This is a genomic window from Pseudomonas sp. C5pp (assembly GCF_000814065.1).
In the GTDB taxonomy this organism is placed as follows: Bacteria; Pseudomonadota; Gammaproteobacteria; order Pseudomonadales; family Pseudomonadaceae; genus Aquipseudomonas; species Aquipseudomonas asiatica.
This window is the reverse complement of the sequence record NZ_JWLN01000011.1, coordinates 118,920-137,958: the sequence shown is the minus strand read 5'-3', so window position 1 is coordinate 137,958 and position 19,039 is coordinate 118,920. Positions and strand designations below refer to the sequence as shown.

Annotated in this window: 19 protein-coding genes; 8 read left to right on the top strand and 11 right to left on the bottom strand. The window is 63.8% G+C overall.

The window, feature by feature from the left end; all coding sequences use genetic code 11:
* Positions 1 to 3 precede the first annotated feature (3 nt).
* Positions 4 to 1,356 carry an MFS transporter gene (locus RR51_RS11575; RefSeq protein WP_039613578.1) on the bottom strand — a complete coding sequence of 451 codons (1,353 nt, stop codon included), beginning with the start codon at positions 1,354 to 1,356 and terminating at the stop codon, positions 4 to 6.
* Positions 1,357 to 1,617: 261 nt separating this feature from the next.
* On the opposite strand from RR51_RS11575, the gene RR51_RS11570 reads away from it, so the two are divergent.
* Positions 1,618 to 2,319: a FadR/GntR family transcriptional regulator gene (locus tag RR51_RS11570; RefSeq protein ID WP_039613577.1), complete on the top strand. Its 702-nt coding sequence runs from the start codon at positions 1,618 to 1,620 to the stop codon at positions 2,317 to 2,319.
* A gap of 64 nt (positions 2,320 to 2,383) precedes the next feature.
* Here the strand turns inward: RR51_RS11570 and RR51_RS11565 are convergent, their stop codons facing one another.
* The 4 genes from RR51_RS11565 to RR51_RS11550 all read right to left on the bottom strand — a co-directional run bounded on the left by RR51_RS11565 (position 2,384) and on the right by RR51_RS11550 (position 5,732).
* Positions 2,384 to 3,394: a zinc-dependent alcohol dehydrogenase family protein gene (locus RR51_RS11565; protein ID WP_039613576.1), complete on the bottom strand. Its 1,011-nt coding sequence runs from the start codon at positions 3,392 to 3,394 to the stop codon at positions 2,384 to 2,386.
* 164 nt (positions 3,395 to 3,558) lie between these two features.
* The gene (locus RR51_RS11560; RefSeq protein WP_013974314.1) at positions 3,559 to 4,149 is read right to left on the bottom strand and encodes an HAD family hydrolase; all 591 of its coding nucleotides are present in this window, start codon (positions 4,147 to 4,149) and stop codon (positions 3,559 to 3,561) included.
* Complete coding sequence (tesB, locus tag RR51_RS11555) at positions 4,146 to 5,015, bottom strand: acyl-CoA thioesterase II (RefSeq protein WP_039613575.1); 870 nt, start codon at positions 5,013 to 5,015, stop codon at positions 4,146 to 4,148. The genes RR51_RS11560 and tesB overlap by 4 nt, the downstream gene beginning before the upstream one ends.
* A gap of 147 nt (positions 5,016 to 5,162) precedes the next feature.
* On the bottom strand, positions 5,163 to 5,732 hold the full coding sequence (locus tag RR51_RS11550) for a GNAT family N-acetyltransferase (RefSeq protein WP_013974316.1): 570 nt from the start codon (positions 5,730 to 5,732) through the stop codon (positions 5,163 to 5,165).
* A gap of 179 nt (positions 5,733 to 5,911) precedes the next feature.
* On the opposite strand from RR51_RS11550, the gene RR51_RS11545 reads away from it, so the two are divergent.
* The 3 genes from RR51_RS11545 (at position 5,912) to RR51_RS11535 (ending at position 9,086) form a co-directional block, all read left to right on the top strand.
* Positions 5,912 to 6,598 carry a histidine phosphatase family protein gene (locus RR51_RS11545; RefSeq protein WP_039613574.1) on the top strand — a complete coding sequence of 229 codons (687 nt, stop codon included), beginning with the start codon at positions 5,912 to 5,914 and terminating at the stop codon, positions 6,596 to 6,598.
* Between the two features lie 183 nt (positions 6,599 to 6,781).
* The gene (locus RR51_RS11540; RefSeq protein ID WP_015271914.1) at positions 6,782 to 7,696 is read left to right on the top strand and encodes a histone deacetylase family protein; all 915 of its coding nucleotides are present in this window, start codon (positions 6,782 to 6,784) and stop codon (positions 7,694 to 7,696) included.
* 148 nt (positions 7,697 to 7,844) lie between these two features.
* On the top strand, positions 7,845 to 9,086 hold the full coding sequence (locus RR51_RS11535; RefSeq protein WP_039613573.1) for a TIGR03862 family flavoprotein: 1,242 nt from the start codon (positions 7,845 to 7,847) through the stop codon (positions 9,084 to 9,086).
* Positions 9,087 to 9,202: 116 nt separating this feature from the next.
* On the opposite strand, the gene RR51_RS11530 is transcribed toward RR51_RS11535, so the two are convergent.
* The gene (locus RR51_RS11530; protein ID WP_013974320.1) at positions 9,203 to 10,534 is read right to left on the bottom strand and encodes a DEAD/DEAH box helicase; all 1,332 of its coding nucleotides are present in this window, start codon (positions 10,532 to 10,534) and stop codon (positions 9,203 to 9,205) included.
* A gap of 55 nt (positions 10,535 to 10,589) precedes the next feature.
* Positions 10,590 to 11,510 carry a drug/metabolite exporter YedA gene (gene yedA, locus RR51_RS11525; protein WP_015271917.1) on the bottom strand — a complete coding sequence of 307 codons (921 nt, stop codon included), beginning with the start codon at positions 11,508 to 11,510 and terminating at the stop codon, positions 10,590 to 10,592.
* 154 nt (positions 11,511 to 11,664) lie between these two features.
* Between yedA and RR51_RS11520 the strand changes: the two genes are divergently transcribed.
* Entirely contained in the window at positions 11,665 to 12,114 is a 450-nt protein-coding gene (locus RR51_RS11520; RefSeq protein ID WP_015271918.1) for an Lrp/AsnC family transcriptional regulator, read from the top strand.
* Here RR51_RS11520 and RR51_RS11515 read toward each other — a convergent pair.
* Entirely contained in the window at positions 12,111 to 12,716 is a 606-nt protein-coding gene (locus tag RR51_RS11515; RefSeq protein ID WP_039613572.1) for a 3'-5' exonuclease, read from the bottom strand. The genes RR51_RS11520 and RR51_RS11515 overlap by 4 nt on opposite strands.
* A gap of 8 nt (positions 12,717 to 12,724) precedes the next feature.
* The gene (locus RR51_RS11510) at positions 12,725 to 13,204 is read right to left on the bottom strand and encodes a LabA-like NYN domain-containing protein (protein ID WP_004576858.1); all 480 of its coding nucleotides are present in this window, start codon (positions 13,202 to 13,204) and stop codon (positions 12,725 to 12,727) included.
* 206 nt (positions 13,205 to 13,410) lie between these two features.
* Between RR51_RS11510 and RR51_RS11505 the strand changes: the two genes are divergently transcribed.
* On the top strand, positions 13,411 to 13,941 hold the full coding sequence (locus tag RR51_RS11505) for a hypothetical protein (protein ID WP_052261052.1): 531 nt from the start codon (positions 13,411 to 13,413) through the stop codon (positions 13,939 to 13,941).
* Between the two features lie 186 nt (positions 13,942 to 14,127).
* Here the strand turns inward: RR51_RS11505 and RR51_RS11500 are convergent, their stop codons facing one another.
* Positions 14,128 to 14,883, bottom strand: a complete 756-nt coding sequence (locus RR51_RS11500) for a DUF2076 domain-containing protein (RefSeq protein WP_039613571.1) — start codon at positions 14,881 to 14,883, stop codon at positions 14,128 to 14,130.
* A 166-nt stretch (positions 14,884 to 15,049) separates the two neighbouring features.
* On the opposite strand from RR51_RS11500, the gene RR51_RS11495 reads away from it, so the two are divergent.
* Positions 15,050 to 15,706 (top strand): YciC family protein, encoded by a 657-nt coding sequence (locus RR51_RS11495; RefSeq protein WP_039613570.1) that lies wholly within the window; start codon positions 15,050 to 15,052, stop codon positions 15,704 to 15,706.
* 84 nt (positions 15,707 to 15,790) lie between these two features.
* Positions 15,791 to 16,285, top strand: a complete 495-nt coding sequence (locus RR51_RS11490) for a hypothetical protein (protein ID WP_039613569.1) — start codon at positions 15,791 to 15,793, stop codon at positions 16,283 to 16,285.
* A 219-nt stretch (positions 16,286 to 16,504) separates the two neighbouring features.
* On the opposite strand, the gene hrpB is transcribed toward RR51_RS11490, so the two are convergent.
* A complete protein-coding gene (hrpB, locus tag RR51_RS11485) occupies positions 16,505 to 19,033 on the bottom strand; it encodes an ATP-dependent helicase HrpB (protein ID WP_039613568.1) in 2,529 nt (842 codons plus the stop codon).
* Positions 19,034 to 19,039 lie beyond the last annotated feature (6 nt).

The window sequence follows — 19,039 nt, the reverse complement described above, 5'->3', positions numbered from 1 at the left end:
TCATCAATGGCTCTGACCCAGGGCCGAAGGGGCCTTGAGGTCATCGGAAGGGGCGCCCTTTGGGCGAGTGCGTACGAAGAAGATGGCAATGGCCGCCAGCACCGAGGTCACCGCCAGGCCGTACAGGCCGCCCTGGATCGAACCGGTCTGCTGCTCCAGCAGGCCGAAGGTGGTGGGGGCGACGAAGCCGCCGAGGTTGCCGACCGAGTTGATCAACGCGATCACAGCTGCGGCGATGCGGGTATCCAGGTAGCCCTGCGGGATCGGCCAGAACAGCGACGATGCCGACTTGAAACCGATCGCCGCGAAGCACACCGCGACAAAGGCGAACACCGGCCCACCCGTGGTGGACATGAACATGCCGATGGCAGCGATCACCAGCGCACCTGCGACCCAGGCCTGCTGGAACTTCCAGCGCGCCGAGCCGGCGGCGAAGGCATACATGGCCAGGATCGAGATCAACCACGGGATCGAGTTGAAGAAGCCGACCTGCAGGTCGCTGAGGTCACCCATGCGCTTGATGATGCTCGGCAGCCAGAAGGTGGCGGCGTAAATGGTCAGCTGGATGCAGAAGTAGATCAGGCAGAACAGCAGGATCTGGCGGTCCTTGAGCAGGCTCCAGGCCGATGGCCTGACCGCGCCGACCGCTTCGCGCTCAAGTTGCTCGCGATCGATGGCGGCCACCAGTGCTTCCTGCTCGGCCTGGCTCAGCCACTTGGCGTCCTGCGGCCTGGAGTCGAGCCAGAAGAACACGAAGAAGCACAGCGTCACCGAGGCCATGCCTTCGATGAACAGCATCCACTGCCAGCCATGCATGCCCAAGCCCTGGATCTGCATCAGCGCACCGGCCAATGGCCCGGAAATCAGCGACGCCAATGCCGAACCGCTGAGGAATATGGCAATCGCCTTGCCACGCTCGGCGGCCGGCAGCCAGCGGGTGAAGTAGTAGATCACCCCGGGGAAGAAGCCCGCTTCGGCAACCCCCAGCAGAAAGCGCAGCACGTAGAACTGGGTTTCGTTCTGCACGAAGGCCATGGCCGTGGCCACCAACCCCCAGGTGAACATGATGCGGGTCAGCCACAGCCGTGCGCCGACCTTCTGCAGCAGCATGTTCGAGGGCACTTCGAACAACGCGTAGCCGATGAAGAACAGGCCGGCGCCAAAGCCATAGGCGGCGGCGCTGATGCCCAGGTCGCTTTCCAGATGGGGGCGGACGAAGCCGATGTTGACGCGGTCCAGGTAGTTGACGATGAACATGATGACAAACAGCGGCAGGACGTGGCGCTTGACCTTAGCCACGGCGCTGGCCAGGGCGTCGCCTTCAGTCCGGGCAGACGGAGCGAGGGTATCGTTCACTTGCGGATCTCCCACTAATTGTTTTTGTGCGGGTCGAGGTTGTCTGACATGGCAGTGGGGAGGAGCATATGCGCAGCGCAGTTGTACGACAAGATCAGCAACATCGGTAAAATCACAAAATACAAGCTACCGCCAAGCCTATATGCGTCGATCTTGCAAAAATAGACAAACTACTCGCTGACTTGACCACAGGAAAAATCGGCAAAAAATATTTATATCGATTAACTTGTCGTACAAGCACAACAACAATCGGGTCACACCATGGCCACCGAACAAGCCCACAAACGCGGCCACAGCCGTGCCCATGACCTGGTCTCCAGCCTGACCCAACAGATCTTGCTGGGCACCTTCAAGCCAGGCGACAAGTTGCCCTCGGAGAACAGCCTGGTGCGCGAGCATGGGGTCAGCCGCACCGTGGTCCGCGAGGCCCTGTCGAAATTGCAGGCCTCGGGGCTGGTGGAGCCACGCCACGGTATCGGTACGTTCGTGATGGAGCGCCAGGCCCAGGCCGGCCTGCGCATCGCTGCGGAAAGCGCGGCGAATGTGCGCGACCTGCTGGAGCTGCGCATCGGCCTGGAAGGCCAGGCCGCCGCCTTGGCCGCGCTACGCCGTGACGAGGGGCACCTGACGCGCATGCGCCAGGCGCTGGATGACTACCAGGACCTGGCCGCCGCCGGTGACAGCTGCATCGAGGCCGACCGGCGCTTTCACCTGCTGATTGCCGAGGCCACTGGCAACCTGTACTTCACTGAAATGCTGTTGCAGCTAGGCAACGGCCTGATCCCGCGCAACCGCATGGCCCTGGCCGAACGCAGCGGGGCGAAGCTGGCGCGGCAGGCGTACCTGGCCAACCTCGAGCATGAGGCGATCCTCAATGCCATCCGCCGGCAGGACCCGGACGCGGCGCGGGCAGCGGTGTGCCTGCACCTGTCCAATAGCCGCGACCGGTTGTTGCCGGACTAGGGGCCGATGCGGTCGAGGTGGGAGCTGGCTTGCCAGCGATGGGCTGCAAAGCAGCCCCCAGCCATTACCAGGTCAGGCAGATCTTGCCGAAATGCCGGTTGCTCTCCTGATAACGGAAAGCCTCGACGATCTGCTCCAGCTCGAAATGCTTGTCCACCACTGGCAGCAGGCCGTTGGCATCGATCGCCCGCACCATCGCCTGCTGCTGGGCGCGGCTGCCTACCAGCACGCCTTGCAGGCGTATCTGCCGCACCAGCGCCTGCACCAGCGGCAATTGCCCGGCCACGCCGGTGAGGATGCCGATCAACGACACATGCCCACCAATGCGCGCGGCGATCATCGATTGCTCCAATGTCGCCGGGCCACCCACTTCGATCACATGATCGACGCCGCGGTTGCCGGTCAGCTCGCGCACTTTCTCACCCCACGCCGGGATGCTCTTGTAGTTGATCAGGTGGTCTGCACCCAGGGCCTTCAGGCGCTCCAGCTTGGCGTCGCTGGATGAGGTAGCGATCACCGTCGCGCCGGCCAGCTTGGCAAACTGCAGGGCGAAGATCGATACACCGCCGGTGCCCTGCACCAGCACCGTATCGCCGGGCTTGAGGTGGTCGTCGCACATCAGCGCGCGCCAGGCCGTGAGACCGGCCGTGGTCAGAGTGGAAGCTTCGGCATGGCTGAAGCCCTTGGGCGCCAAGGTGAAGGCGCTGGCACGAGCAGTGACCTGTTCACGGGCGTAACCATCGATACCGTCGCCGGGCACCTTGGCGAAGCCTTCCACATTTGCCTGGCCGTCGAGCCAGTCGGGGAAGAAGGTACTGACCACATTGTCGCCGACCTGGAACTCGGTGACGCCGCTACCCACCGCGACCACTTCGCCAGCGCCATCGGCCATGGGGATGCGCCGCTCGCTCGGGCCCCACATGCCGCTGACAACGGCGAAATCGTGGTAGTTGAGAGAGCTGGCGTGCAGGCGCACGGTGATTTCACCGGCCTGGGGTGCGAGAGCCTCGCTGGTACCGACCTCGACCTTGTCGTAGCCGCCGCCGGGTTTTACGTAGATGGCCTTGCTGGTCATGGGTAGGTCTCCGTTCAGGGAATAGATTGGGGTTCAGCATAGACAGGTCCGGCCTCTTCGCGGGTGAACCCGCTCCCACAGGTTGAGTGCTGGACTTGAGCTCGGCGCGGTCCCTGTGGGAGCGGGTTTACCCGCGAAGAGGCCCGCACAGGCGACACAAAAACTCAGCCCAGCATCACCTTCAATGCCCGGCAATCGGCCGCATGCCAATCCACCAGTTCCGGCCACGGATTGTCCGGCAGGTTCACCAGCACCGTGCGCGCCCCTGCGGCACGCCCACAGTCCAAATCAAACCGGTAATCCCCCACCATCACCAGCTCACCCGGTGTCACACCCCAGGCATTGGCAATCTTCAGCAGCCCATCCGGGCTTGGCTTGGGCGCTGCTTCGTCACGCCCCAGAATGTGCTCCACCGGGAAGCAGTCCGCCAGGCCGATGGCCTCCAGCGTCACATGCGCCAACTCACGGGCATTGCGGGTCAGAATGCCCAGCCGGCAACCACGCTGGGCCAGTTCGCGCACCAGTTCCACCGCCCCGGTGGCCGCCGTGGAGGCAATCGCCAGGTCACGCTCGTGCTCCAGCAGCCAGGCATGTTTGGCCGCCGCCTCGTCCGCCGGCAAGGCTGCCAGGTGGGTGAGGATGTCGTGCTCGGCCGGGATATCCAGCGCCACGCGGATGGCGGCAAAATCGTGCACGGCCACGGTCAGGGTGCCGTCCATGTCGAACACCCAGTTGCGCACCTCGCCCAGGCTCATGCCCAGTCCTTGCGGTGGCGAATCAGGCCTTCCTGGCACGACGACGCCACCAGTTGCCCGGCCTGGTTGAAAATGCTGCCGCGGCAGAAGCCACGGGCATTGCCCGCCCAGGGGCTGTCGGTGGCATACAGCAGCCACTCGTCGGCACGCAGGTTGCCATGGAACCATAGCGAATGGTCGAGGCTGGCGATCTGCATGTCACGCTGCCACACCGATTTGCCATGGGGCAGCAACGAAGTGGTCAGCAGGCCGAAGTCCGAGGCGTAGGCCAGCAGGTATTTGTGCAGGGCGGGGATATCGGGCAGGTTGCCGTCGGCGCGGAACCAGGCGTACTTCACCGGGTCGCCAGCCTGTGGGTTGAATGGGTCGCGCTCGGTGACCGGGCGAATCTCGATCGGCTTGGCGCACAGCACCTTGTCGCGAATGCGCTCGGGCAACTGGTCAGCCATGGCCCGGGCCAGCTCGACTTCAGTGGGCAGGTTCTCCGGGCCGACCACATCGGGCATCTGCGCCTGGTGCTCGAAACCGTCCTCGTCGTACTGGAACGAGGCGCTGCAGGTGAAGATCGGCTGGCCCTTCTGAATCGCAGTCACCCGCCGGGTGCTGAAGCTGCCGCCATCGCGCACGCGGTCCACCGAATACACCACCGGCAGGCTGGCATCGCCAGGGCGCAGGAAGTAGCCGTGCAACGAATGCACATGGCGTGCATCCTCGACCGTCTGGCTGGCCGCCGACAACGATTGGCCCAGTACCTGCCCGCCGTACAGCTGGCGAAAGCCCAGGTCCTGGCTGCGTCCACGGAACAGGTTCTCCTCGATGGACTCGAGGCTCAACAGGTCGACCAGGTCGTCCAACACATGACTCATCGGGGGTTCTCCGTAGGAGCGAGTCTTGCTCGCGATGCGCCGCCCAGGCGGCGCTCGATCTCATAGGCGCTGAACATCTTGCGGCAAGCGCCCTCCATTAGGGAAATGATACAGGGTTTGTCATTCGCGCCGGGCATGGCCATGCATTCAGGCGCGCAGGGTACGCTCCCAGTGTGCGCGATCAATCCGGTACAACACATGCGGGCGCAGCGGATGGCCCACGGGCAGGCGGGGGTGTTCGAAACTGCCATTCAGGTCCTGCTGCATACCGATGGCCTGCATGACCTTCTGCGAGGGCAGGTTGCTCTCGCTAGTGAACGACACCACTTCCTCCAGGCGCAATTGGGCGAAAGCACAGCGCAGGCATGTCCACGCCGCCTCGCTGGCGAAACCCAGGCCCCAGTGGCGGCGTGCCAGGCGCCAGCCGATCTCCACCGCCGGCGCAAAATCGGCATCGAAGCCCACGTGCAGCAACCCGGTCATGCCGATGAAGGCACCACTGTCCTTGCGCTCCAGAGCCCACAGACCAAAGCCGTACTCATTGAAATGCCCGCGTACGCGGCCGATCAGCGCGGCTGCCTCCAGGCGTGTCAGCGGCGCCGGGAAGTAGCGCATCACCTGCGGGTCGGCACACAGGGCGGCGAACTCGCGCAGGTCGTCGTCGTGCCATTGGCGCAGTACCAGCCGCGCGCTTTCCAGTTGCAGGATAGGGGTCATCGGGCGTGCTCCGGTTTTACCGTCTTGCAGTTTACAGCGTAGGCGCGGGTGCAGGTTTCACCCAACCGGCGCGCCCGAATGCAATTTTCACACGCCCTTCACCGCCCCCCGACAGGCCAGTTGGCAGGATGCCAGCCAACACCGCCGCGCCAGCCGCGACCATGCCAACGGAGCAACGCATGCTATCGAGCAACACCCTTGGACACCCTGCCATCCACGCCCGGCGCAAGCGACGCCTGACCCGCAAAGCCCTCGGTGCCGCCCTTGGCCTGTGCATGGTCGTGGCGGCGTTGAGCACCTGGCTGGCGACGAGGACGCACATCGTGGACCTTGGCAACGAACGACAATTGAGTGACAGCGGCCTGCTGCAGGACTGGGCCGACGGTGCGGTGATCGTGATGATCCGCCACGCCGAGCGCTGCGACAGCGCCCCCGGCCCGTGCCTGGACGCCCCCACCGGCATAACGGTGGCCGGCAGCCAGGCTGCCGGGCGTGTTGGCCAAGGGATGCACCAGCTGGGCCTTAACAACGCCGATATGCTCAGCAGCCCGAAACTGCGCACACGGCAAACCGCGCATTTCATCCTTGGCCAGGCGGTGGCCAGTGAGGACTGGCTGGAAAGCTGTGACAGCCAGTTCGCCAGCGAAGCGCTGGCACACAAACGACCGGGGCATAACCTGGTGCTGGTGACCCACAACGGCTGCATCGACCATTTTGCCCGCCAGCAGAAAGTTGCGGGGGGCGAGCGTGAGAGCGGCTATGCCAGTGCGCTGTTCGTTTCGGTGGATGGCAATGGCAAGACGCGCATCCTCGGCCGCCTGAACGAGCCGGACTGGCAGCGGGTGCTGGCCAGTACCACGAAATAACACGCCAATCGTCCAGGTTGTCGCTACTCCGTGTAGGAGCAGCCTTGTGCTGCGAAGAGGCCATAGCCGCCACAGAACATTGTCCTGCATGCCGGCCCTTTCGCAGCACAAGGCTGCTCCTACACGTGATCGGCCAGCAAGCTCATGGCAAGATCAGCACTGGCCCCGATTGCGACCCCACCCATGCCGTTGCCGCTGATCTACCACGAAGACTACAGCCCGGAGTTCCCTGCCGAACACCGCTTCCCCATGGACAAGTTCCGCCTGCTGCACGACCACTTGATCGACAGCGGGCTGACCACCGACCAAGCCCTGCTGCGCCCGGACATCTGCCCCAACGACATCCTCGCCCTGGCCCACGACCGCAGCTACATCGAGCGCTACATGAACGGCGACCTGTCACGCGAGGACCAGCGCCGCCTCGGCCTGCCCTGGAGCGAGGCCCTGGCCCGGCGTACCGTGCGCGCCGTAGGCGGCTCCCTGCTGAGCGCCGAGATGGCGCTGCAGCACGGCATCGCCTGCCACCTTGCCGGCGGCACCCACCACGCCCATTACGACCACCCTGCCGGCTTCTGCATCTTCAACGACCTGGCCGTGATCAGCCGCTACCTGCTGGAGGCTGGCCGGGTACACCGGGTGCTGATCTTCGACTGCGATGTGCATCAGGGTGACGGCACCGCGCGCATCCTGCACGACACACCAGACGCCATCACCGTCTCGCTGCACTGCGAACAGAACTTCCCGGCGCGCAAGGCGCAAAGCGATTGGGACATCCCCCTGCCCCGTGGCATGGGCGACATGGCCTACCTGAAGGTGGTGGACGACGCCCTCAACTACCTGCTGCCACTCTATCGACCCGACCTGGTGCTGTACGACGCCGGGGTCGATGTGCACAAGGACGACGCCCTGGGCTATCTGCAACTGACCGATGCAGGCGTTGCCGCCCGTGACGAAGCGGTGCTGCGCCACTGCCTGGGCCGCGACATCCCGGTGGTGGGCGTGATCGGCGGTGGCTACAGCAAGGACCGCGCAGCCCTGGCCAGGCGCCATGGCATCCTTCATCACAGTGCGGCACGCGTAATCGGTTGTTCACAATGACTGTGGAACCGCTTGTGGATAACCTGCGGGAAAGGCGCTGCAGCCCTTTACAGGCAAGGCCTGCAAAGCTCTGATCATTTTTTGAGCAGTGCTTCCACAGGCCGCGCTGCGCTAGAATGCGCCTCTTTTCCACAGCCTGCTGCCCACCATGCCTGATCTGAGCCCCGCCTCCACTCCCCTCGCAGTCGTCATCGGCGGCGGCCCAGCCGGCCTGATGGCCGCCGAAGCACTGGCCCAGGCGGGCCTGGCGGTCGAGCTGTTCGATGCCATGCCTTCGGTGGGTCGCAAGTTCCTGCTGGCGGGTGTCGGTGGCATGAACATCACCCATTCCGAGCCCTACCCGGCGTTCGTCAGCCGGTATGCCGAGCGCCAGGGCGAAATCGCCGCGCTGCTGCACGACTTCGATGCCGACGCCTTGCGCCAGTGGATTCACGGCCTGGGCATCGAAACCTTCGTCGGCACCTCGGGGCGGGTGTTCCCCACCGACATGAAAGCCGCGCCACTGCTGCGCGCCTGGCTCAAGCGCCTGCGCGACAGCGGAGTAGTTATCCACACCCGTCACCGCTGGTTGGGCTGGAATGCCGAAGGTGCATTGCGGATTGCTTATCCACAAGGCGAGCGGCTGGTGAAGGCCGCCGTGGTGGTGCTGGCGCTGGGTGGCGGCAGTTGGGCGCGACTGGGCTCGGACGGTAGCTGGCAGCCGCTGCTGGCCGAACGGGCTGTGGATATCTCGCCCTTGCAGCCCAGCAACTGCGGTTTTGAAGTGGCAGGCTGGAGCGCGCTGCTCAAGGACAAGTTCGCCGGTGCGCCGTTGAAGAATATTGCCCTTAGCGTTCCTGGCAGCGTGCCGCGCAAGGGCGAGTTCATCCTCACCGCGCAGGGTGTGGAAGGCAGCCTGGTGTATGCATGGTCAGCGCCGGTGCGCGAGGCCATCAACCGTGAGGGCCACGGGGTGTTGCTGCTCGACCTGTTGCCGGACAAGCCTGTGGACAAGATTGCCCAGGCGCTGGCCAAACCACGGGGTTCGCGCTCCATGGCCAAGCACCTGCACAGCCAGCTGGGTATCGATGGGGTCAAGGCGGCGCTGTTGCGCGAGCTGACCGATCAGGCGACCTTTGCCGACCCTGGGGCCTTGGCGAAAGCGATCAAGGCCTTGCCGATCACGCTGGTACGCACGCGGCCGCTGGATGAAGCGATCAGTAGCGCAGGCGGGGTGCGTTTCGAGGGGCTGGATGAGGGCTTGATGGTCAAGGGCATGCCGGGAGTGTTCTGTGCCGGAGAGATGCTGGACTGGGAGGCGCCGACTGGGGGGTATCTGCTGACAGCGTGCTTTGCCAGCGGCTTGCGCGCCGGGCGGGCGGCGGCGGATTGGCTTAAATCCAAAGGTTGACACTATCCCCTGTGGGAGCGGGTTTACCCGCGAACACGGGCGAAGCCCGTGCCATGCACCGAGTCGCATTCTTCGCGGGTAAACCCGCTCCCACAGAGTCCGCGTACACTGCAAATCTACGGCTTACGCTTGCGCGCCCCACCATTGAAGCTCGGCACCTTGCGCACTGCCTTCACCGCCGGCTCCGCACTGCCTGATTCAGCGCTGTCCATCCAGCGCCCCAACCCGCGCTTGGCGCTGTTTTCCTTCGGCTTCTTGGGCTTCTTCGGCTTCTTGATCACCTGGCCACTGGCGTCGGTCATCGGCACCCGGTGGTCAGGGATGAAGTCCGGCTCTTCATGACGCGGCAGGGTCTGCCGCGTCAGCACTTCGATCGCCGCCAGCAGCTGCACTTCATCGGCACACACCAGCGAGATAGCCTCGCCCTTGTTGCCCGCCCGCCCGGTACGCCCGATGCGGTGCACGTAATCCTCGGCAACGATCGGCAGGTCAAGGTTGACCACCAGCGGCAAGTCATCGATATCCAGGCCGCGGGCCGCCACATCGGTCGCCACCAGCACCTGGATTTCGCGGGCCTTGAAGCTGTCCAGCGCGCGCTGGCGAGTGGCTTGCGGGCGGTCACCGTGGATACCGTCGGCATTCACACCCTCGGCCAGCAAGCGCTCCACCAGTTGATCGACGCCATTGCGGGTCTTGGCGAACACCAGCACCTGCTTCCAGCGCTGCTTGCGCAGCAGGTGGCAGAACAGGTCGACCTTGCGTTTTTTATCCACAGGCACCAGCCACTGCTTGACGCTGGTGGCCGTGGCATTGCGCGGGCTGACTTCGATGCTCAGCGGGTCGTTCAGGGCCAGCCCCGCCAGCATGCGGATCTGGTCGGAAAAAGTGGCGGAGAACAGCAACGTCTGGCGCTTGCGTGGCAGCGCGGCGTACACCGACTGCAGCTCTTCGGCAAAGCCCAGGTCGAGCATGCGGTCGGCTTCGTCCAGCACCAGGGTCTGCACCTGGTTGAACTTCACGGCGTTCTGCCGGAACAGGTCGAGCAAGCGCCCCGGGGTGGCCACCAACAGGTCGACACCACGGCGCAGGCGCATCATCTGCGGGTTGATGCTGACCCCGCCATACACCGCGTAGGTGCTCAGCGGCAGGTTCTCGGCATACTCGCGCACATTGTTGTGCACCTGCTCGGCCAGCTCACGAGTGGGCACCAGCACCAGCGCGCGGATCGAGTTGCTGGCCACCTTCTCGCCTTCCAGCGCCAGGCGCTGCAGCACAGGCAGGGCAAAGCCCGCGGTCTTGCCGGTGCCGGTCTGGGCCGCGGCCATCAGGTCGCGGCCGGCCAGCACGGCGGGGATGGCCTTGGCCTGCACCGGGGTCGGGGTGGTGTAGTCCAGTTGCTGCAGGGTGCGCAGCAGCGGTTCGATCAGGCCGAGTTTGGCGAAATTCATGGCAATACCGTCAGGGGGTTCAGCGAAGGCGGCAAGTTTACCGCATCACCCCTGCCTACTTGCAGATTTCGCCTTTCAACGGCTGCGCCGGCTCAGGTGCCTTGCGCCACTGCGGCAGGCCGATCAGCACCACCGCGCCGATGATCACCGCCATGGCCACACATTCTTCGGCACCAATCTGCTCACCGGCAAAGACGATGCCCAGCAGCACGGCCACCGCCGGGTTGACGTAGGCATAGCTGGTGGCAGCTGCGGGGCGCACGTGCTTGAGCAAGTACATGTAGGCACTGAACGCCAGGATCGAACCGAAGAACACCAGGTAGGCCAGTGCCCCCCAGCCGGCAGCGGTCGGCATCTGCGTCATGCGCTCGCCAGACAGCGCGCTGCCGAGCAACAGCACGGCACCACCAACGAGCATTTCCGCGGCGCTGGCCATGGGCCCCTGGGGCAGCGGCAAGGTCTTGCTCCACACCGAGCCGAACGCCCACGACGCCGCCGCAAAGATGATCAGCGCTGCGCCAATCGGGCTTGCCTGAAGGTTGGAGCCCAGGTTCAGCAGGCCGATACCCACCAACCCGAGGGCGATCCCCGCCCACTCCAGCTTCGAATTGCGGTGCCCGAACAGCAGGCCGAACAGCAGCGTGAACAGCGGCACCGTCGCCACCGCCAGCGCAGCGACGCCAGAGGCCACACCAGCATGCTCGGCCACGGTCACGCCACCGTTACCACAGCTGAGCAGCAGGAAACCGATCGCCCCCGCAGCCCGCCACTGCGGCCAGGTCGGTGCCGGCACACCGCGCCAGCGCAAGAAGCCATACAGCAGGCCCCCGGCAATCAGGAAGCGCACCCCGGCCATGAGCATCGGTGGCCAGCTCTCGACGCCTATGCGAATGAACAGGTAGGTGGAGCCCCAGACCAGGTACAAGGCCAGGAAAGCGCCAATGAGCAACAACGGGAAGCGACGGGAGGCAGGCATGGGAAACACTCGAAATCCGTTTACGGGTGGCTTAGTTTAGAAAGGCCATCGTGTAAACTTAAGTTACAAAACAGCTTTAAATTACCCGAACACTTTGCATTGCATGGTTATTCGGATGCTTTTCAATCGAATCGAAACCAGGCAGGAATAACCCATGGACAAGTACGACCGCATGCTGCTCGCCGCCCTGCTCGACAATGGCCGCGCCACCTTCGCGCAACTGGCGCGCCAGGTGAACCTGTCGGCGCCGGCGGTGGCCGAGCGGGTGGCCAAGCTCGAGGCCAGCGGGGTTATCACCGGCTACCAGGCCAAGGTCGACATGAGCAAGATCGGCCTGCCGATCCAGTGCGTGATCGAACTGCGCCTGGCCAGCCACGGCAACCAGCAGGCCTACGAAGCGTTGACCCAGATCCCCCAGTTGACCGAATGCCACCGGGTAACCGGCGACCCCTGCGTCATCATGCAGGCAGCGGTGGGTTCGATGCCGGAGCTGGAAGAACTGATCAACCGGGTCGCGCAGTTCGGCTTCAGCAAGACCTCGATCATTCTCTCCAGCGCTGTGGAGCGGCGGGTGCCGCTGGCGCAACTGGAGAAGAAGCCCTAACAGAACCTGGCCAGGGTTTCACGAACCTTGGCGGCCGGGGTTTTCTGCAGGCGGCAGAGCAGGTCGTGCGAGAGTTGCTGTACACCATGGCCCTGGCGCAGCACGCCAGCCAGGTGTTGCAGCAGGTTGGCGGCCATTTCGGCATCGGCCATGGCCCGGTGCGCGGTACCGGTATCCGGCAGCCCGGCCCAGCGGGTCAGGGTGCCCAGCTTGTGGTTCGGTGCCGCCGGCAACAGGCGCCGTGACAGCAGCAAGGAGCAGGCGAAGGCCTGGCTGCGGCTACGGCCGATGCGGCCCAGTTCGTAGTCCCAGAATTTCTGGTCGAAGGCGGCATTGTGTGCCAGCAACGGGGTGCCACCAACGAACTCGGCCACTTCGTTCATCACCTTGTCCACCGGCGGCGCACTGCGCAGCATGGCGGTGGTGATGCCAGTGAGCCCAGCGACGAATGCCGGTACCGGCACACCCGCGTTCATCAGGCTCTGGTAGCGCTCGACGATGCGCCCGCCCTCCAGCATCACCACCGCCACCTCAGTGGCGCGGCAGCCGGCGCCGGGGCTGATGCCGGTGGTTTCAAAGTCGATGACAGCGATACGTTCCATGAAAAATCTCAGTGTTTGAGCAACAGCGCACCCTCGATGGGCACATAACGGGTGGCGGCACGGATCAGCGACAGTGCGGTAAGCCCGGGCACACCATACACCACTGCCTCGGTGCCATGGCGCTGTATCACTCGCTCCAGCAGCAGGTCGAAATCGCCATCGCCGGAGGCCAGTACCACTTGGTCGACGCGGCTGGCGGCGTCGATCACATCCAAGGTAATACCCACATCCCAGTCACCTTTGGCCGAGCCATCGCTGCGCTGGATGAAGGGCTTGAGGCGCACATCGAAACCGAGGTTGCGCAGGATCTGCTGGAACTGCTGCTGCTTGCTGTCGCCACGGTCGATGGCATAGGCCACGGCCTCGACAATCTGACCTTCGCGGCTGACATCGGCCCACAGGGCGGTGTAGTTGAAATGGCAGCCGTGGGCCTGGCGCACGGTGTAGTAGAGGTTCTGCACATCGGCGAACAGCGCGATCTTTTTCACCTTGGAACCCCTTGGTCGGCCTGGAATGCTGGGGGCTGCTTTGCAGCCCCCCAAATTGCCCGCAGTATGCCAGACCTGTCAGCCGTACGACTGGCTCACCCATGCAACGCCAATGAACAAGGAAGTACTTCAAGCTTCGGCCCGGTCCCGCGCCTTACTACTGTACCCACGCAGAGGGAGCTCACCGCCCTCATTGGAGAACAGTCATGAGTAACAGCATTACCAACTGGATCGCAGAAGCAAAATCTTTCAAGGCGCACATACATTGTCAGTCTACCTGGAAATATTGGGACGACAGCCAAGCCGGGTACAAAGACATAATGACTTTTGACTCTCCGGGGATAGATCAACCAGTCCGGCTGAGCGACGCTTCCGGGCTCGGCCAAGAGGAAGGCTGGCTGATCACGGGACGCCAAGCAGCACCCACCACGTTCAGCATCGAATACCACTCCGAGACAACGGATCGGATCTATGTCTACATCAACGGCACGGGCACCGACAGCGACAGAAAGGTCGAGATCAGCCGCAACGGCTATCTTGGTTTGTACCGAACCAACTCACCGGTCGACCTGATAAAACTCGAACCGCTGGAATGGGGCCCTGACACACTGCGCTGCCGCCTGCGCGACCATACGGGCCGTACCGTGAAAACGCTGTATCACATGCCTCCGGACAGTAATGTCTATCTGAATACGAACGATGGCGACATTGCGACATTTCTCATAACGCGCCGATAGCTGCCAGGCGGCGCCTGCCCCCTGACAGGTTGCCCCTGGAAAACCCGAGGTACAAGGCCATGCGTTGTCATGTACCTCTGGGTTTGGCCCGCTTGGCTTTTCACCTTTCGAAAACCGGACTGGTCAAGTTGCGTCGCGAAAGGGGCGCAAAGCGCCCCCCAAATTGCCAGCAGTATGCCAGACCTGTCAGACGTACGAATCGTCGTCCGAGAAGAACCCGCCATCATCGCTGCCATAACCGCTGTCGGCATAACCACCCTGGTCGCTGCCCCAACCACCGTTGTCAGCTACCTGCTGCTGCGCCCCCGAGTCGTTCCAGCCTCCGCTGTCACTGGCCGGCGCCGGCTCCTCCTTGATCACCTCTACCACCTCTTCCGGCTGCGAGTTGTGGTTGAACAGGCTGCTGATGCCCTGCGCCAGCAACACACCACCCGCAACACCGGCCGCAGTCTGCATTGCACCGCCGAGGAAGCTGCTGGCACCACTGCGTGCCGGCGCAGCGCCAAAACCAGGCTGCTGCGCTTGTGGCTGAGAGAAGCCCGGCGCCGAAGGCTCGCGCCAGCCACCGCCAGATGCCACGGGTGCTGCAGCTTGACGCTGCGGTTGCACGGCCGGGGCCGCATTGCGCCCAGACGAACCAAAGATGCTGGACAGGAAACCACCACCGCCAATGCTCGGCGCGCTACCGGCACGGGCGGCCTCGGCCTGGGCACGAGCCTGCTTCAGTTCGGCTTCCAGTTGCTTGTTCTGCTCGTCGAGGCGCTTGATCGCAGCCTCCTGCACCAGGATCGCCTGGGCCATGTAATAAGGCGCCGCCGGCTGCTGACGCACATGTTCCTCGATGCATGCCTGGGCCTGCGCATCACGTGGCTGGCTCGGGTCCTCGGCTTGCTTGAGGCGGCCGAACAGGCCGTCGATCAGGGTTTGTTCTTCAGTATTCATGGGGCGACCTCGTGGGGTAGCGGACAACGGACAGCGTCAAAGATGGGGCGTACAGGCGTGGGATTCAATCACCGGCGGCGTGAAACTTTTTTCAGCAAGTGACAGCCCCAGGCCTGCTTTGGGCTAAAGTTATGCCCCTGTTTTTACTGCCATGCGATGTAGACTGATGAATCCGCTGAGCGTCCTGCGCGACTCCCTGTACTTCTTCCGCCGCCACCTGCCGAACATCCTCCAGCTGTGCCTGCCGCTGGTGGTTCTGGAAGCCTTGCTCACCCAACTGCTGTACCGGCAGATGGGCGACCAGGCATCGCCGGCCTACGGCATGCTGGTCAGCCTGCTGTTCTACCCGCTGTACAGCGCAGCGCTGATCCTGTACCTCGACACCCGCAGCAACGGCCAGGAAATCGCCAAGCGCGACCTGTTCGCCCGCGCCCTGCAACTGTGGCCACAGCTGGCCCTGCTGATCCTGATCAGCTCGCTGCTGATCATGGCCGGCCTGGCGCTGTTCATCTTCCCGGGCGTGTGGATCATGATCAACCTGGTGTTCGCCGAGTACCTGCTGGTACTGCGTGGCCGGCCGGTGGTGCAGTCGATGCGCGACAGCGCAAGCATGACCACCGGCCATTTCATGCGCATCATGATCTGCGTGCTGGGGGTGCTGGCGCCGATCTGGCTGATCGACGGGCTATTGCTGATGGCTTTTCCCGAACCCTCAGCGGGTGCCCAACTGGCCATGGACAGCCTGAGCGGCTTCCTGCAGCTGTTCAGTACCGTGGTGCTGTATCGCCTGTTCATGCTGCTGGAAGGTGAAGCCGGGGCTTGAGGCATCCGGGAAAATCTTCATTCTGCTCGCATGCCCGACGGTGGCATTAGTGTAAACACACCAATGCCATTAGAGGGAAACGTCATGGACCAAACAATCAGCACTCAATATGCCGAATCGTTTCGAGGCCGGCTTTTAATGTACCTCGACGGTGGTTATGCCAATACTCGGCTTAGTCGTAGTGGCGACAAAACCGATGAGGGTTTCTTTGATTTCGCACCTGGAAATGACTGGTTAATATTGGGCGGACGCACGCTGCCGCCACTGTTGGAGTTCCGTTATATCTCCAAAACCGAAGATCGCCTGCATTATCACATCCACCTTTGGGAACAACCGGACAAGAAGTTGGGTGTCAGCCGCAATGGCTACCTCGGCTTCTACAAGCATGCCGAAGTCACCGATTACTGGATTATCGAACCACTGCATCTGCTCGATGGATCTCTCATCTGTCATCTGCGTGACCAAAGTGGGCAGAGCGTGGGCGCCATTGACTACAAACGAGACGTCGACCGAGAAACGTTAGCCCCGCTGAACGTCAAGAAAGGTCAAATCGTCACCTTCAAGCTGACGAAATATTAGTCCATAGGGAGCACTTCGATGAAGCGCACATCTATTGTGTGCTTCTTTGCCTTCACAAAGTTTCCTTGGCCGAATCTACATGATTCATGAGGATAGCCAGATCCCGATCCCTCTGAATAACGCAACCGATCGGGTTCCTGCTGGCCTGAACATTCAGACCAACATCGCCCGCCCCCAATGGAACATCCGCCTCGATCTGGCTACCGCTCTGCGTCACATTCAGGTGCCGCGCGGCTTCGCCCGCGCGGTCGCTTCGGCCACCAAGGGGTCATCCGGCCAATAGTGCTTGGGATAACGCCCTTTCAGATCCTTCTTCACCTCGGCATACGTCGTGCGCCAGAAGTTGGCCAAGTCCTGGGTCACTTGCACCGGCCGCCGTGCCGGTGACAACAAATGCAACTTCACCTGCTGACGGCCTTGGGCAATGCGCGGAGTATCGGCGAGGCCGAAGAGTTCCTGCAGACGCACGGCGAGAATCGGTGGGTTTTCACTGTAGTCCAGGCGAATGTTCGAGCCGGATGGCACCGCCAGATGCGCCGGTGCCCATTCGTCCAGGCGCTGTGGCAATGGCCAAGGCAGCAGATTGCGCAAGATCGAGGACACATCCAGGGCGGCGAAATGGCTCAGCCGCGAGACCTTGCCCAAGTATGGCTGCAGCCAGTCTTCCAGGGTCGCCAGCAGCGCTTCGTCCCCCAGGTCAGGCCATTCGCTTTGCCCCTCTTTGTCCAGATCAAGCTGACGTAACAGCGCCACCCGCGCTTGCCATTGGCGAAGTTCCGGGGTCCAGGTCAACATGTTCAGGCCCTTGCGCCGCACCAGGCCAAGCAACGCTTTGGCGCGGGCATCGTCATCCAGGTTGGGTAACGGTTCGCGCCCCAGTACCAGCTCGCCGACCTTGATCTGGCGTTCGGCACGCAGCACCTGCTCACGCTCGTCCCAATCAAGAATATCGACCCGCTCGACCTGTTCGGCCAGCACGCCCTCGAACAGCGCCGGATCGAACTCGGCGGCCAGATAGATGCGTTCTTCGCGCTGGCCCTGGCGGCTGCCCAGGTCGGCGATGACCAGCCACGGGCACTTCATCAGTGCATCGACTTCGGCAAACAGCGCCGCCCGGCCGTTGGCCAGCCGGTATTCCGCACCCCCTTCGCGGCGCTGCTGGGCGACGCGGTCGGGGTAGGCCAGCGCCAGCAGCGCGCCCAGCCAGCGCGGGTGATCAGGGTCCACAACCGGCGCGCCTGGTTTGCCACGCAGCAGACCACGGTACTGGCGGGCCAATTGGCGCGCACGCTGCACACCACCGTGGCTGCCACGGGCGGCCCTGCTCTCGCCACTGACCAGCGCCAGCCGGCTGTGCAAGTCGGCGCCACCGCCGCGCTGGATATCCCGCTCGCCCAGCAGCGCAGCCACATCACAGGCCATCTGTGCCAGGCCCAGGGCCTGGCCGCGCAACAGCAAATGCGCAATACGTGGATGCGCGGGCAGCTCGGCCATGGCCAGGCCGTGTTCGCTGAGGTTGTCACGGCTGCCGGGCTTGAAGGCATTGAGCCGTGCCAGCAGGTCCTGGGCCTGGGTGAAGGCAGCAGTGGGGGGCTGGTCGAGCCAGCGCAACTGCTCGGGCGTAACGCCCCAGCGTGCCAGTTGCAGGGCCAGGCCGGCCAGGTCGGCCTGCAGGATCTCTGCGCTGCCGTGGGCGGCCAGCTGGTCATGTTGGGCCTCGGACCAAAGGCGATAACATACGCCGGGCTCCAGGCGCCCGGCGCGGCCGGCGCGCTGGGTAGCACTGGCGCGGGAGATGCGCTGGGTGTCCAGGCGGGTCATGCCGCTGCCGGGGTCGAAACGCGGTACCCGGGCCAGGCCTGTGTCGATCACCACGCGCACGCCGTCGATGGTCAGGCTGGTCTCGGCAATGTTGGTGGCCAGCACCACCTTGCGCAGGCCCTTGGGCGCCGGGTCGATGGCCGCACGTTGGGCGTCGAGATCGAGCTCGCCATGCAGCGGGCAGAGCAGGACCTCGGGGCGCTCGCCCAACGCTTCCTGCAGGCTCTGGTGAACCCGGCGGATCTCGGCCTGACCCGGCAGGAATACCAGCAAACTGCCGGTCTGGTCAGCCAATGCCTGCAACACGCTGTCCACTACCCGAGGCTCGATGAACTCACCCGGCTGGAAAGGCCGCCCCCAACGGATGTCGACGGGGTGCATGCGGCCTTCGCTGCTCACCACCGGGGCATCATTCAGCAGCCGCGAAAGGCGCTCGCCCTCCAGGGTCGCGGACATCAGCAAAACCTTCAGCGGCGGATCGTCCCGCAGCAATTCCCGGCCATTCAGGCTCAATGCCAGGGCCAGGTCGGCATCAAGGCTGCGCTCGTGAAATTCGTCGAAGATCACCAGTCCCACACCCTCCAGCGCCGGGTCGGCCTGCAGGCGTCGGGTGAGGATGCCTTCGGTCACTACCTCGATGCGGGTTTTCGGCCCGACCTTGCTGTCCAGGCGGATGCGATAGCCCACGGTCTCGCCGACCTTTTCGCCCAGCTCGCTGGCCAGGCGCTCGGCCGCAGCCCGCGCTGCCAGGCGGCGGGGCTCGAGCATTAGAATGCTCTGCCCGGCCAGCCACGGCTCGTTGAGCAGCGCCAGCGGCACGCGGGTGGTCTTGCCCGCGCCAGGTGGCGCCTCGAGCACCGCTTCGTCACGGTTTTCCAGGGCCTGGCGCAGGGCGGGCAAGACAGCATCGATCGGTAATGAAATCATGGTGGT